This window comes from Winogradskyella ouciana (assembly GCF_009709615.1).
GTDB classification, from domain to species: Bacteria; Bacteroidota; Bacteroidia; order Flavobacteriales; family Flavobacteriaceae; genus Winogradskyella; species Winogradskyella ouciana.
On record NZ_WJYA01000004.1, the window covers coordinates 550810 to 565446 of the forward strand.

13 protein-coding genes are annotated in these 14637 nt (G+C 35.0%); 3 read left to right on the top strand and 10 right to left on the bottom strand.

The features are described from left to right. Nucleotides 1–63: 63 nt before the first annotated feature. The 8 genes from F1003_RS06385 to rpsO form a co-directional block, all read right to left on the bottom strand. Nucleotides 64–927: a sigma-70 family RNA polymerase sigma factor gene (locus tag F1003_RS06385; RefSeq protein WP_094967995.1), complete on the bottom strand. Its 864-nt coding sequence runs from the start codon at nt 925–927 to the stop codon at nt 64–66. 97 nt (nt 928–1024) lie between these two features. After that, complete coding sequence (locus F1003_RS06390) at nt 1025–1399, bottom strand: hypothetical protein (protein ID WP_155088376.1); 375 nt, start codon at nt 1397–1399, stop codon at nt 1025–1027. Nucleotides 1400–1479: 80 nt separating this feature from the next. Beyond that, nucleotides 1480–2679, bottom strand: a complete 1200-nt coding sequence (locus tag F1003_RS06395; RefSeq protein ID WP_155088629.1) for a glutamate-5-semialdehyde dehydrogenase — start codon at nt 2677–2679, stop codon at nt 1480–1482. A 24-nt stretch (nt 2680–2703) separates the two neighbouring features. Then, nucleotides 2704–3483 carry a glutamate 5-kinase gene (proB, locus tag F1003_RS06400; protein ID WP_155088377.1) on the bottom strand — a complete coding sequence of 260 codons (780 nt, stop codon included), beginning with the start codon at nt 3481–3483 and terminating at the stop codon, nt 2704–2706. Between the two features lies 1 nt (nt 3484). Continuing rightward, nucleotides 3485–4291 (bottom strand): pyrroline-5-carboxylate reductase, encoded by an 807-nt coding sequence (proC, locus tag F1003_RS06405; protein ID WP_155088378.1) that lies wholly within the window; start codon nt 4289–4291, stop codon nt 3485–3487. 269 nt (nt 4292–4560) lie between these two features. Continuing rightward, entirely contained in the window at nt 4561–5997 is a 1437-nt protein-coding gene (locus tag F1003_RS06410) for a glycosyltransferase family 2 protein (protein ID WP_155088379.1), read from the bottom strand. Between the two features lie 219 nt (nt 5998–6216). Then, a complete protein-coding gene (locus F1003_RS06415) occupies nt 6217–8472 on the bottom strand; it encodes a polyribonucleotide nucleotidyltransferase (protein ID WP_155088380.1) in 2256 nt (751 codons plus the stop codon). A gap of 191 nt (nt 8473–8663) precedes the next feature. Further along, nucleotides 8664–8933: a 30S ribosomal protein S15 gene (gene rpsO / locus F1003_RS06420; protein WP_155088381.1), complete on the bottom strand. Its 270-nt coding sequence runs from the start codon at nt 8931–8933 to the stop codon at nt 8664–8666. Between the two features lie 179 nt (nt 8934–9112). Between rpsO and F1003_RS06425 the strand changes: the two genes are divergently transcribed. The 3 genes from F1003_RS06425 to F1003_RS06435 all read left to right on the top strand — a co-directional run bounded on the left by F1003_RS06425 (nt 9113) and on the right by F1003_RS06435 (nt 12406). Continuing rightward, nucleotides 9113–10222, top strand: coding sequence for a sensor histidine kinase (locus F1003_RS06425; protein WP_155088382.1), 1110 nt, complete (start codon nt 9113–9115; stop codon nt 10220–10222). 185 nt (nt 10223–10407) lie between these two features. Beyond that, complete coding sequence (locus F1003_RS06430; RefSeq protein ID WP_155088383.1) at nt 10408–11505, top strand: sensor histidine kinase; 1098 nt, start codon at nt 10408–10410, stop codon at nt 11503–11505. Between the two features lie 58 nt (nt 11506–11563). Continuing rightward, nucleotides 11564–12406: a hypothetical protein gene (locus F1003_RS06435; protein ID WP_155088384.1), complete on the top strand. Its 843-nt coding sequence runs from the start codon at nt 11564–11566 to the stop codon at nt 12404–12406. Between the two features lie 55 nt (nt 12407–12461). Here F1003_RS06435 and accD read toward each other — a convergent pair whose 3' ends face one another. Further along, nucleotides 12462–13319, bottom strand: coding sequence for an acetyl-CoA carboxylase, carboxyltransferase subunit beta (gene accD / locus F1003_RS06440; protein WP_155088630.1), 858 nt, complete (start codon nt 13317–13319; stop codon nt 12462–12464). 202 nt (nt 13320–13521) lie between these two features. After that, the gene (fbaA, locus tag F1003_RS06445; protein WP_155088385.1) at nt 13522–14589 is read right to left on the bottom strand and encodes a class II fructose-bisphosphate aldolase; all 1068 of its coding nucleotides are present in this window, start codon (nt 14587–14589) and stop codon (nt 13522–13524) included. Between the last annotated feature and the right edge of the window lie 48 nt (nt 14590–14637).

Here is a 14637-nt window from a genome sequence, read left to right on the forward strand (position 1 = left end):
TCGCTTTTACTCAATCCCTAAAGAAAAATTACTCTCTTGAATTGGTAGCTGAGCTTGTCGAAGCTAACCTAAATATGTCTTTAATATCTTGCTTCTAGACGTATGCTTTAATCGTCTTATCGCTTTTTCTTTAATTTGTCTTACACGCTCACGAGTTAAATCAAACGTTTCGCCTATTTCTTCTAAAGTCATAGGATGTTGATTTCCTAAACCAAAATACAAACGAATTACATCGGCTTCACGAGGTGTTAAGGTTTCTAAGGCACGCTCAATCTCAGTACGTAAAGATTCGTGTAACAAATCTTTATCAGGATTTGGCGATTCACCACTTCTCAATACATCGTATAGGTTAGAATCCTCACCTTCAACTAAAGGTGCGTCCATACTGACGTGACGACCAGAATTTTTCATCGACTCCTTAACATCGTTAATCGTCATGTCCAATTCTTTTGCAATCTCTTCCGCAGAAGGCGGTCGCTCATGACTTTGCTCTAAAAAGGCAAATGTCTTGTTTATTTTGTTAATTGAACCAATCTTGTTCAGCGGTAAACGTACAATACGAGATTGTTCTGCTAATGCTTGTAAGATAGATTGTCTAATCCACCAAACGGCATAGGATATAAATTTAAAACCACGCGTTTCGTCAAAACGCTGTGCTGCTTTTATCAACCCTAAATTACCTTCATTAATTAAATCTGGTAAAGTTAAACCTTGGTTTTGGTATTGTTTAGCAACAGATACAACGAAACGTAAGTTAGCTTTAGTCAACTTTTCTAAAGCAATCTGATCACCTGCCTTAATGCGTTGAGCTAATTCTACCTCTTCGTCGGCTGTAATCAAATCTACCTTACCAATTTCTTGTAGGTATTTGTCTAATGATGCAGTTTCCCTGTTGGTAACCTGCTTGGTAATTTTAAGTTGTCTCATTTAATTTTAAGATTTGTGCAATTTTACCTGCAACAACGTGTTGCTTTTATTATACGTATAAAAGCAATAAAATGTTACACAACTTTAAAAAAAACTTTTAGATCTTTAGAAGCTTAACCGTGTCGAGATTAATGTCGTCGATAGTCTCATTAGTAAATTTGTAATGCCCTCTCTTGGTAATTAATCTAAAACGATACGATTTAATTTGACTTAATGTATTTAAAAACAGCCACTTGGACTTAAGAAGCCTTGGTTTTTGAGACTTCAAACTTAAATCGAAAATGTGCTTTCTGCCTTCTTTTTCGGCAACAATATCAGGTGTTACTTCAATATCGCTACCTTTTTTAAGGTAAGATTTCGGTGTTTCGTAACCCTCAATATCAGCCTTAATATTAGAATATCCCAAATTTTCGAGATAAGCAATAGAATGATTTAACTCTTCTGCGTATTTGTCTTTGTCTTGTGTTATCATAACCTATAATATAAGCATTTATACGACAAATACAAATTTTTAAGATAGTTTAACGAAGTGAATGGTAAGACAAATAAGGATTAAATCCTTACTTGTCCTTCTCCAAATACATAATATTTATTAGTTACTAATTGGTTTAACCCTAGTGGACCTCTATGGTGTAGCTTATCTGTACTTATAGCGAGTTCTGCACCAATACCCATTTGTCCACCATCTGTAAATCTTGTGGAGGCATTATGGTAGACTGCAGCGCTGTCTACATTCTGCATAAATTGCATGGCTTCTAACTTATCTTCGGTAATTATGGCTGCAGAATGTTTACCCGAATATATATTGATGATATCTATAGCTTCTTCCAAATTGTCGACTTCACCGATTAACAATTTTAAAGCTAGAAACTCTTCGTACCATACATCTAGATCAGATACGGTTTCCTTTTGTGATAAAATGTCCGATACCTTATCGTCAACCAAGATTTCGACCTTGTGTTTTTCGAGTTTTTCCTGAAGCATTTTTAACTTCAATTCATATTCAGGAAGATTTTTATTGATTAAGACTTTGTCCAAAGCATTACATCCTGAAATCTTATCGGTCTTTGCATTGATAATTACATTTACGGCTTTGCTCCAATCCGCATGTTCCGATACATAAAGGAAATTGTTTCCTCTACCGCTCACCAATACTGCGCAAGATGCGTTTTCCTTAACAAATTTAATCAGTGATTCTCCACCTCGTGGTACTATTAAGTCTAAAGGTTCGGAAGGATTTTTCAAGAATTCACGTGTTTCCTCACGCTTAAGGTGCAGTAATTTAATCCAATCTTTGGAAAGACCGTTTTCCTCTAAGGCTTCATGCCAGCACTTTTCTAAAATAAGGTTACTGTTTAAAGCTTCCTTACCACCTTTGAGCAGAATTTTATTATTGGCTTTAAATGCCAATACTGCGGCTTCAATGGTTACGTCTGGTCTAGATTCATATATAATCAAAATCGTTCCGAACGGAGCCGTGGTGTTAACGATGTTAAGATTATTTTTTAGTGTTCTGTTGGATATCTCTTTTCCAACAGGATCGTCTTGAAGCATCACGGCTTTAACAGCTTCGATCATCTCATCCACCTTTTTATCGTTTACAATTAATCGATCAAATAGTGCTTGGTCTTCTCTTTGAAAGGCGTCTAAATCCTTTCTATTAGCCTTGATGATATTTTTACGTTCTCTCTCCAAGATAGTAATCATGGTTTTAAGAACATTATTTTTTATTTCAGTATTTAAAAGTTTCATTTCTAATTTAATTTTTTTCAATGTTTAGGCACTTATAAATTTTGTGCCTATTTGTTTGTTTTTTACAATGTCCACAATGACATTTTCTCGTTTTCCGTTTGCGATGTAGGTCGGGATATCCTTTCTGGCAGTCCCTTTAGCAATTTTTAATTTCGATGCCATACCGCCACGTCCTTCGCCTTCCTTTTTATTTGAAGCCTGAACGTATTTCTCAACGTTTTCGTTCGTTTTTACAACATTCAGGATTTTTGAATTGTCGTCATCAGGATGTCCTGTGTAAAGTCCGTCGGTATCAGATAGGATGATCAGTCGGTCTGCATTGACCAACTCAGCTACTAAGCTGGCTAGCTCATCATTGTCGGAAAACATGGACATGGTCAATGATACGGCATCATCTTCATTAGCGATAGGGATAACGCCTTCTGATAACAATCCTTCATAACAATTAATCATGTTTTCGCGATGTTTACCAGGATCAAAATCGCGCTTTGTAGCCAATACTTGGGCGCAACGCATTCCGTAATCATGAAAGATGCTATAGTAATGGCGCATCATCCTTGGTTGGCCAACCGATGAATAGACCTGTCGTCTTATCGATTTGTTTTCAATATTGGTATCTCCCAATACCTCCATGCCAGCCATAGCAGAACCTGAGGATACTAAGATTACCATTATATCCTCTTCGTAAAGTACAGCGATCTGTCTTACCAATTCGCGCAGTACTGGCCCTAAAATTCTATTGTCTTTGTTTGTTAATACGTTGGTTCCTACCTTAACAACCACACGTCTTATATTGTCATTCATTTTATTTGTCTTTACCTAATTCTACAGCTCTGTCAAAAGCAGCGTAGGCCGCATCTTGTATCAACTGTTTCACGTTATTATCTTCCATTGAATCGATGGCAGCTTGTGTTGTGCCTCCTTTTGAGGCCACTTTATCTATCCATGATTTTGGAGATATATTATTTTGGTTGAAGAGCTCTATTGCACCTTCAAAAGTGCTACTCACTAATACTTTTGAATCATAATCCGAAAAGCCCATTTTGAGAGCAGCTTCTAACATGGACTGCATAAAATAGAATACATATGCTGGTCCGCTTCCCGAAATTCCTGTTGAGGCATCTATATATTTTTCCGAATCGACATGAATTGAAGTGCCTGTGGTGTCTAATAAATTTCTCACCATAATCATTTCAACTTTAGAAACTTCCTCAGCTTCGGTGTAAGATGTCACACCTTTACCAACTTGTGCAGGTAGGTTGGGCATTGTACGTATCACTTTCTTCTGGTTGAGGCCATTTTGTATGGTCTCTAAAGTGACTCCAGCCATTAAAGAGACAAATAATTGCTCTTTATTTAGCATCGGTGTCATTTGTTCAAACAAGCCTTCACTGTGATAAGGTTTTACAGCTACAAAAATTATGTGTGCTTTAGGTAAGCAATCTTCTAGATTATCATATACATCAAATCTTGAGTCTTTTCTTAGACTCTCTATTTTTTTAGGATCGGTATCATATATCCTAAGCTTGTGCTTGCTCAATAAAGGTGAACTCGCCATGCCTTCTGCATACGTTAAGCCCATATTACCGGCTCCTATTACTAATACTTTCATTTTTATTTTAATTATTTCACTCTATTTACCACAAGGACTATACGAGAGTGCCAAATAGAACAACTAATTTTAAAAATTTGGAAATATGGAGTGATTAAAAGTAATCGTTAAGGATTTCTAGGGTATAAGTGCAAAAGTTTGTCAATATGAAAATTACAGTTTTGCATTAGTTGACTAAAACTGCCAGTCTGTCGGTGACAGAATGTGACAATGAACGTAAAAAACCCATCAATTATGATGGGTTTTCTTATATAGTTCTGACAATAAATTTAATTTTTTTCTGCTAATCCGCGTGTTAACCAACCTCTTTTGTTAGCCGTTGCAATGGCATAGGGAGTTATCCAGAATAAGGCAAACGTGTAGAGAATACTGTAACTATATGCCCAAATGGACTCTTTTAACTCGTATCGATAAGCATAGAATGCTACTGCAAAAGATGATGCCACTAAGATGCTCATTAATGTAGATCCTAGGAATAATAGTGGGTGCGTCAAAACAAAAAACAGCATAAAAATCACAAAGGGATAACTCATTACAATTCTTAAGAATTGACTGATAAATAATAATCTACTACCTAGTTTACTACCTTCCCTAAAATCTGTAAATACATATTTAGCCATAGCTAAATTTTCCCTTACGTTGCTTCTTGCCCAGCGGATAAACATTTTGTAAAGTCCTGGATATTTTTCTGGTACATTGGTGTAGGCTACAGCGTTTTTTTGAAATAATACATGTTGGCCTTGCTTTAATATCATGTTGGTCATGGCTCTGTCTTCACCAATATCTGAAGGTTGCCCCATAAAGGTTTGGTTAATCCATTCTGGCAAACAATTAAAAACTGCTGAGCGTCGGTAAGCTGCTAAAGCACCTGGTGTACAGAGTACGGAATTTAAGTTACTTTCTGCCGAGCGGACAAACTCAAAACTCATCACAAAACTGACATCGAGCATCTTAGGAAGAATTTCCTTTTTGTTATTTAATACTCTGATGTTACCTGCAACAGCGCCACATTTTTCGTCTTTAGAGAATGGACTTACCAAATTTCTCAAAGTATCTTCAGTAACTATAGAGTCACTATCTACCGTAATAAAAATCTCTCCAGACCCAAGGTTAAAACCTCTGTAAAGTGCGTGTCTTTTTCCTTTATTTTCTGGTTGTTGGAATATTTCCACTCTGTCACCTAGTGTTTGCTTAGCCTGTTGCATCCAATCCCATGTGTCGTCCTTACTGCCATCATCAATGGACAATAATTGCAGCTTTTCAATAGGGTAGTTACTTTGAGCTAAACTCATTAAGGTATCATATACTTGCTTTCCTTCATTATAAGCTGGTACAATAACAGTACAGGTTGGCAACTCATTATCAGAAACAGACTCTATGGCTTTATACTTGTAAAAGTTATAAGCTGTGTAGATAAATAAAAATATTTTGTATATAAATAATAAAGTGGCAATTATTACGAAGGTTAAGCCAATTGTTGAGCTTCTTCTGTCAACATTAAATTGCTCCAAATCATTATGAAAAACATAAAAGAAATAGAGCCCAATAGTTAATATGATAAATGTACTAAGTAGGACAATTTTATTGTGAGGGTTTTGAGTTTTTCCGTTGCCAGATAAGGTCGCGTTTACAAAAGTCTTTATTTTTTTAAGATTGAAATCTAGCTTAAGTTTTAAGTTCTTTAGGGCATTATTTTTTGAGGCCATAGGCTGTTATCTCCTTTTTAATTAATAATTTACAAGAGATGTACGTGACAAGTTTTGATTTAGATTTTTTTTAATAATTATTTAAGAAATTATATGATCTTTTAGTTTTGTGTTGGTCTCATGCAACGGGTTAGATGTAATTGTAGATATAACATTTTAGAAAAACAAAAGCCCATCAAAATTTGATGGGCTTTTAGCTTATAAAGTTTCAAAAAAGAATTAATCCTCTTTTTTATCTTCTCTAGGTTTTCTATCGTCTCTGCGATTATCTCTGTTGCGATTGTCGCGTCCACGATTGTCTCTGCCTCTATTATCACGTCCACGGTTGTTGTCTCTTGGAGGTCTTTCCTTAAAACCTTCTGGTTTTGGCAATAATGCCTTACGAGATACTTTTTCTTTACGGGTTCTAGAATCGACTCCGAAGTACTTCACATCAAATACATCTCCCATGTTTACAACATCAGACACATTTTCTGTGCGTTCCCAAGCTAGTTCACTTACGTGTAAAAGAACTTCGTTTCCTGGCGCGTCCGTATATTCTACAACAGCTCCAAAATCTAGCATCTTTATTACTTTGACTTCGTAAACACTACCAACTTCTGGCTTAAACAGTAAAGAATCAATTTTTGCCATTACAGCATCAATACCTTTTTTCCCAACACCAAGTACTTCTACAATACCTTCTTCGGTTTCAGGATCTTCATTGATTACAATAGTTGTGTCGGTTTCTTTTTGTAATTCTTGAATTACTTTTCCACCAGGACCTATTAATGCTCCTATAAACTCATTAGGGATGCGTCTTGTCACCATTGTTGGTGCATGATCCTTAACGTCTTCATTTGGTTCAGCAATCGTATCCGTTAGTTTTTCAAGGATATGTAAACGACCATCTCTTGCTTGTTTTAGTGCATTCACTAAAATCTCATAAGACAATCCTTTCACTTTAATATCCATTTGGCAAGCCGTGATACCATCTGCAGTACCAGTTACTTTAAAGTCCATATCTCCTAAATGATCTTCATCACCTAAAATATCAGATAAAACAGCATACTTATCACCTTGAGAAATTAATCCCATGGCAATACCAGACACAGGTTTCTTTAATTGAACACCAGCGTCCATCAATGCCATTGTACCAGAACAAACCGTTGCCATAGAAGACGAACCATTAGATTCTAATACTTCTGAAACAACTCTTACTGTATATGGACAATCTTCTGGCACCATACCTTTTAATGCACGTTGTGCTAGGTTACCATGACCTACTTCTCTACGCGATGTTCCACGGATTGGCCTTGCTTCACCAGTTGAAAACGGTGGGAAGTTATAATGTAAATAGAAACGCTCTTCACCTTCAAATGATGGCATATCTATTTGGTTTGCTTCTCTAGATGTTCCTAAAGTTACGGTTGCTAACGCCTGAGTTTCACCTCTAGTGAAAATCGCAGAACCGTGTGTTGATGGTAAATAATCTACCTCGCACCATATTGGTCTGATTTCAGTGGTTTGACGACCATCCAAACGTAATCCTTCGTTTAAGGTTAAATCTCTAATCGCTATTTTCTGTGCTTTAGCAACATACTTGTGAATGAGCTTTCCTAAATCATCTTGCTCTTCTTCAGAGAACGAGTTGAAAACCTCTTCTTTAATTTCAGAAAATGCTGCACCTCTTTCGTGCTTTGCAGAACCTGCTTTTGCAATGGCATACGTTTTATCGTAAACCATGTCATGGATTTTCTTTTCTAATTCTTCATCTTCGCGCTCTGGCTCGTATTCACGTACTTCTTTTTTACCAACAGCTTCTGCTAATCTTACTTGAGCAGCACACTGTTCTTTAATAGCTTCATGTGCAAACTTAATTGCGTCTGCCATTTCTTCTTCAGAAATCTCATCCATTTCACCTTCAACCATCATCACTGAATCTGCTGAAGCACCAATCATCATGTCAATATCAGACTCTAATAATTGTGAACGTGTTGGATTGATGATAAATTCTCCATTGATACGACCAACTCTAGCTTCAGAAATTGGACATTCAAATGGAAAATCCGATAATTGAATTGCAGCAGAAGCAGCTAAACCTGCCATAGCATCTGGCATAACGTCATCGTCATGAGACATTAACTGAATCATAACCTGTGTTTCTGCATGATAATCTTTTGGAAATAATGGACGCAATACACGGTCCACTAAACGCATGGTTAATACTTCACCATCACTTGGTCTAGCTTCTCTTTTAAAGAAACCTCCTGGATAACGACCAGCAGCTGCAAACTTTTCTCTATAATCTACTGTTAATGGCAAGAAATCAACATCCGCCTGATGATAGTTAGAAACTACCGTACATAATAGCATACATTTTCCTGATTGCACCACAACGCTACCATGAGCCTGTTTTGCTAATTTTCCGGTTTCGATAGAAATTTCTCTACCATCACCTAGGTCTATGACCTCTTTGTAAGTTTTTGGAATCATAATTTTTTAATTCGGGTACTGATATGCCGAGCATGATCAGTACTGTTAAACAATGGTCGTTGTGTTGTTGTGTAGTAGTTGTGTGACCAATGAAAAACCGTGTAAGCTTCTTCAATTCGAATTTTAGACGCTTTCGACTGCGTTATATATAAATAAAAACCACGCTTTAAGGCGTGGTCTTTATATTGAGATTATTTTCTTAATCCTAATTCTTTTACTATTGCACGATACCTTAAGATATCTTTCTTAGTTAAATAGTCTAGTAAAGCACGACGCTTACCTACTAATTTTACTAATGAACGCTCAGTGTTGTAATCCTTGCGATTGTTTTTTAAGTGCTTTGTTAAATGGTCGATTCTTGCGGTAAATAATGCAATTTGCCCTTCTGCAGAACCTGTGTCCTTTTCGTTCTTTCCGTGTTTTTTGAAAAGTTTCTCTTTTGCTTTCTGATCTAAATACATACTAATATTATTGTAAATGATTTTTATGTACTATGAAAGATTTTCTTTCAAGCGGCAAATATAGGACTTTTTTTGCGTTTTGTGGTTTTTTTCGTAACTTTTAGTCTATATTAAAATATTTTGATAGCCTCCCTTCCCTAATTGAGAGCTTTTACCTATTAATCCTGTAAATAAAAAGGATGAAAGCAGTAGACTCTAGTCGGAATTTTTCTAACGCACACGATGTATTAGACCGCGTTTTTAACAATACTTATAATGGCATTGCAATTGTAAATCTAGATGGTAATTGGCTAAAGGTTAATCAAAGTGTGTGCGACCTATTGGGTTATACAAGATGGGAGCTCTTTAATATGGATATCCATAACATCATTTATGCTGAAGATCTTGGTGTACATGAAGAGAAGTACGAAAAGCTTATTACGGGTAAAATTGATAAGTACCGCGTTAAACAGCGCTACTTTCATAAGAACGGTTCCATATTATGGGTGTTAATTTATGTGTCCTTGGTATATTTTAAAGAAGGTAAACCATATATGATATGGCAGTTTAATGATGTTACTAACCGCCAAAAAAACCAAGATAAACTTAAAGCAATGCTCAATGTTGTGCAAGAACAAAATGAGCGGTTAACAGCTTTTGCAAACATTGTGACACATAATTTAAGATCACATGCAGGAAATTTATCCTCGATAACTGAATTTTTAGAAGAAGACTTTAGCAATCAAAAGGATAATGAACACCTTGTTATGCTGAAAAAAGCTGTAGATAATCTAGAAGAAACAGTATCTCACCTTACAGAAGTAGCTAAAATCAGGGAAATTGAACCTTCAAAATTAGAATCTCTTAATTTATACGATTATGTAGAAAAGGCCATGTATAATATAATTGCTATGGCTCAAAATGCCTATGCTATAATTTATAATGAAGTTGATGAGGGTCACTTTGTAAAAGGTGTCCCTGCCTATTTAGATAGTATTGTGCTTAACTTTTTGACCAATGCCATAAAATATAAATCAGAAGAAAGAACTCCTATTATTGAGCTAACCTCTATAGTTGAGGACGATTTTATCGTTTTTAAGATTAAAGACAATGGTTTGGGAATAGATATGGAGAAGTATGGTGATAAGCTTTTTCAAATGTATAAGACGTTTCATTACAATGAAGATGCCATAGGCATTGGTCTTTTTATTACCAAAAACCATATTGAATCACTTGGAGGTAAAGTAGAGGTGAATAGTGAAGTAGGTGTGGGTACTGAATTCTCAATTTTTTTGAGAAATGCATTATAGGTATTTGAGTACATCTTTAAATCAATAGAGTTATTTCCCAGAAAATCTTAGAGCTATTTTTATTAATAGTAAAATTTGCCCTAAGATATTTTTTTACAACGTGTTTCATTTAGCATTTATTTATTTTAATTAGAAGTTGTTCTTTGATTTATATTATTCATGCTTTTAAATAGCCCTATATAGCAATGCCAGAAAATTTACATAAAGTAAAACAGGAGATTTATAAAAACATTTTTAAATACGCCAATGGTGGTATTGCCATTGTTGGTCTCAACGGAAATTGGATCAAGGTAAATGATAGCATTGTCAATTTTCTGGGATATTCAAAAGAAGAGCTTTATGAGATAAATTTTCAGAAAATAACGCATAGGGATGATTTAAATTTAGACCTTGGTTTAATGGATCAATTGCTTAAAGGAGAAATTGATAATTATCAGATTGAAAAACGCTACTTTCATAAAAAGGGACATATTATATGGGCGCTACTATCAGTTTCATTAGTGCGTAATATAGATGGTACGCCTTTATATTTTATTTCTCAACTAACTGATATTTCATCCCAAAAGTCATCTTCTTGGCATTTGCAATTTTTAATGAATGTAATCAAAGGTCAAAATGAAAAATTAAAAGACTTTGCCCATATTGCTACTCACGATCTTAGAACACATATAGGTAACCTCAATTCAATTACAGAATTTTTGGAAGAAGAACTGCCAGATATTGTAAAAAGTGAGAATTACCAAATGTTACACGAGTCTATAAGTAACTTAAATGAAAATCTAAAAAATCTCACTAAAATTCAAGTAGATAAGCCAAAAAAATTCAATGCCTTGGCAAAATTGTCTTTATACAATTATGTGAAAAATGCAATGTATAATATAAGTTCTATTGCAAAAAAAGAGAATTGTCAAATTATCAATAACGTAAAACAAGATATTTATATTTTCGGAATTGAAGCCTATCTAGATAGTATCGTATTAAATTTTTTAACTAATGCAATAAAATACAGAACAGAACATCAGCCACCAATAATTGAACTTACTACTTCAGAAAAAAATGAATATATAGTTTTGCATATTAAAGATAACGGTAAAGGTATAAATCTCGAAGAAAACAAGGCTAGATTATTTACGCTCAACGGTACGTTTCATAATCACCAAGACTCGAGAGGAGTGGGACTTTATATCACAAAAAACCATATTGAAAGTATTGGAGGAAAAATTGAGGTAGAAAGTCAAGTAGGCAAAGGTACTTGTTTCTCAGTTTATTTTCTTAAGGCTTAATTTAAACCTTTTTTAATTATAGTAGTCTTAACACTATATTAACAATAAAAAAGTAATCATGAAGAATTTTAATGCGCTAAAAAAAGTAGTCTTAGGCCTTATGGTTTTGGGCTTAACATTTACATCTTGTAGTAAAGATGAAACTACAGAAACAGAAAACCAAGTTCAAGACACTTCAGAAGTTCAGCGCTCAGCCGAAATAGACCAAATTGATAATGTTTTAGGTGATCTTGTAATCGATGCTTATGAAGGTCAAGAATTAAGCGAAACAGGCAGAACTACATACAACGGAGATATTCCCGACTGTGTAACAATTACAGTGGTTGTACAACAAAACTACAGACAGGTAACTTTAGATTTTGGTACTGAAGGATGTTTGGTTAGAGGTCATTTACTTAAAGGACAAATTATCTTTGATTATACAAGAGATCCTGAGGCCCAACAAATTGCTATCAACTACAATTTGGTAGATTTTTATTTCGATGCTAAAAACATTATTGCCAGTCGTTCTATCTTAAAAGAGTTATCTAATGATAATGGAAACCCTCAATTTACGCACGATTTAAGTATTACAGTGATTTGGCCAAATGGCTTACAGGCGTCTAGAGAAGGTACAAGAATAAGAGAATGGATAGAAGGTTTTGGAAGCGGAGTGTTTAGTGACAATGTTTTTGAAATTACTGGTGATTGGGAAGCAACTTTCGTTAATGGAAACACACATACCTACGAGGTTATAGTACCATTACGTAGAGAGGTTATCTGCTACTATTTTGTTAGTGGTTCTTTTGATGTGCAGCGAACCAACTTTGGAGGCGTTTTTGATTTTGGTGATGGAGATTGCGATAACCAAGCGACATTTACCTTTAACAACGGTACGGAAATCCCTATTACTTTAAATTAATTTTTTGGTTTAGAGTTAATTGGATAAAAAAAGCGAGCCATTTGGCTCGCTTTTTTTATGCTCTTATTGGTTGATTCTTTATTAAATCTATATAGAGATTAATTTTTTTCTTTAAGTCCTTTCTGTGTGTTATAAAATCTAAGAAACCATGCTCTAACAAAAACTCTGAAGTTTGAAAACCTTCTGGTAATTCTTGGCCTGTCGTATCTCTTACAACTCTTGGGCCAGCAAAACCGATTAGTGCACCTGGCTCAGAAATATTAATATCTCCTAGCATAGCGAATGATGCAGTCGTTCCACCAGTAGTTGGATCGGTACACAATGAGATATATGGAATTTTAGCATCTGCCAATTGCGCGAGTTTTACGGAAGTTTTTGCCAATTGCATTAATGATAAAGCTGCTTCCATCATACGCGCACCACCAGACTTGCTAATAATCATAAATGGCACTTTGTTTTTTAAGGCATAGTCTGCAGCTCTCGCAATTTTTTCACCGACAACGCTTCCCATAGATCCTCCGATGAAGGCAAAATCCATGCACGCAATAACTAAATCTTGTCCATTGGACTTGCCAACAGCTGTACGTACAGCATCTTTTAGGTTAGTCTTAGCTTGTGCAGCCTTTAAACGCTCAGGATACTTTTTTGTATCAACGAATTTTAGAGGGTCTTTTGATGTAAGGTTAGCATCTAATTCTTTGAATTTATTATCATCAAAGAGAATTTCGAAATACTCTTTACTACCAATTCTTACATGATAACCATCTTCTGGGCTAACGTAAAAATTTTGTTCTAGTTCTTTGGTGTCAATTATTTTTCCTGTTGGAGATTTATACCAAAGCCCTTTGGGAGTATCTTTTTTTTCCTCTGTTGAGGTGTGTATTCCTTTATCTTTTCTTTTAAACCAAGCCATATTGATATACGATTTTGGGTTCATCAATTATAGACAAATTACTTCAGTCTGTAAATTGATGAATTAGTTAGTTAGGTGGGCAAAATTACTACTTATTAATTAAACTCAAAAGTTGTAGGTCTATCTAATTTAGCATAAAAAATAAACCTATCAAAACTATAATCTTTAGTATTGATAGGTTTTAAGAATATTTATTGAACTTTTACAGCGTATCTATATTGTTTAAATCTTCAAAAGCTTTTTTAAGTCGCTCAACAAAAGCTTGTTCCCCTTTACGTAGCCAAACCCTTGGGTCATAATATTTCTTGTTTGGTGAATCTGGTCCATCAGGACTACCGATTTGGGTTTGTAAATAATCTTTGTTATCGTCAATGTAATCTCTTACACCACTCAAAAATGCCCATTGCATATCGGTATCGATATTCATTTTAATAACGCCATAGCCAATAGCTTCTCTTATTTCTTCAACACTAGAGCCCGAGCCACCATGAAATACAAAGTCTATATGATTATGTTCAACATTAAATTTCTCTGAAACGTACTCTTGAGAGTTCTTTAGAATTTTAGGAGTCAATTTTACATTACCAGGTTTGTAAACACCATGAACGTTTCCAAATGCAGCAGCAACGGTAAACTGATCGCTCACTTTCATTAATTCTTCATAGGCATAGGCTACTTCTTCAGGTTGCGTGTATAATTTTGATTCATCAACGTCGCTGTTATCAACACCGTCTTCTTCACCACCAGTGATACCTAATTCAATTTCTAAAGTCATACCCATTTTACTCATACGAGCTAGGTACTCTTTACAAATCTCAATATTTTCTTCTATTGGCTCCTCAGAAAGATCAATCATATGGGAACTATATAAGGGCTTTCCAGTTTCTTCAAAGTGTTTTTCACTTGCGTCTAATAAACCATCTATCCAAGGCAATAATTTTTTTGCACAGTGATCGGTGTGTAAAATCACAGGTACTCCATAAGCTTCTGCCATAAGATGTACATGCTTTGCGCCAGCGATGGCACCAGCAATAGCACCTTTTTGGTCTTCATTACCTAATCCTTTACCAGCATTAAATTGTGCACCACCATTAGAAAACTGAATAATTACAGGTGCGTTTAACGCTTTAGCAGTTTCTAAAACACCATTTATAGAATTTGAACCTATAACATTAACAGCTGGTAAGGCAAAGCCTTTTTCTTTTGCTAACTTAAAAATCTCTTGAACTTCTCTACCTGTTGCAACGCCAGGTTTAATATTGTGACTCATAATTTTATGATTGAAAAATTAGACTCAAAAATAAGCAATTTTGAATAT

Coding starts and splice junctions, on each gene's coding strand:
- F1003_RS06385 (WP_094967995.1), bottom strand. CDS start 927: ATGAGACAACTTAAAATTACCAAGCAGGTTACCAACAGGGAAACTGCA.
- F1003_RS06390 (WP_155088376.1), bottom strand. CDS start 1,399: ATGATAACACAAGACAAAGACAAATACGCAGAAGAGTTAAATCATTCT.
- F1003_RS06395 (WP_155088629.1), bottom strand. CDS start 2,679: ATGAAACTTTTAAATACTGAAATAAAAAATAATGTTCTTAAAACCATG.
- proB (WP_155088377.1), bottom strand. CDS start 3,483: ATGAATGACAATATAAGACGTGTGGTTGTTAAGGTAGGAACCAACGTA.
- proC (WP_155088378.1), bottom strand. CDS start 4,291: ATGAAAGTATTAGTAATAGGAGCCGGTAATATGGGCTTAACGTATGCA.
- F1003_RS06410 (WP_155088379.1), bottom strand. CDS start 5,997: ATGGCCTCAAAAAATAATGCCCTAAAGAACTTAAAACTTAAGCTAGAT.
- F1003_RS06415 (WP_155088380.1), bottom strand. CDS start 8,472: ATGATTCCAAAAACTTACAAAGAGGTCATAGACCTAGGTGATGGTAGA.
- rpsO (WP_155088381.1), bottom strand. CDS start 8,933: ATGTATTTAGATCAGAAAGCAAAAGAGAAACTTTTCAAAAAACACGGA.
- F1003_RS06425 (WP_155088382.1), top strand. CDS start 9,113: ATGAAAGCAGTAGACTCTAGTCGGAATTTTTCTAACGCACACGATGTA.
- F1003_RS06430 (WP_155088383.1), top strand. CDS start 10,408: ATGCCAGAAAATTTACATAAAGTAAAACAGGAGATTTATAAAAACATT.
- F1003_RS06435 (WP_155088384.1), top strand. CDS start 11,564: ATGAAGAATTTTAATGCGCTAAAAAAAGTAGTCTTAGGCCTTATGGTT.
- accD (WP_155088630.1), bottom strand. CDS start 13,319: ATGGCTTGGTTTAAAAGAAAAGATAAAGGAATACACACCTCAACAGAG.
- fbaA (WP_155088385.1), bottom strand. CDS start 14,589: ATGAGTCACAATATTAAACCTGGCGTTGCAACAGGTAGAGAAGTTCAA.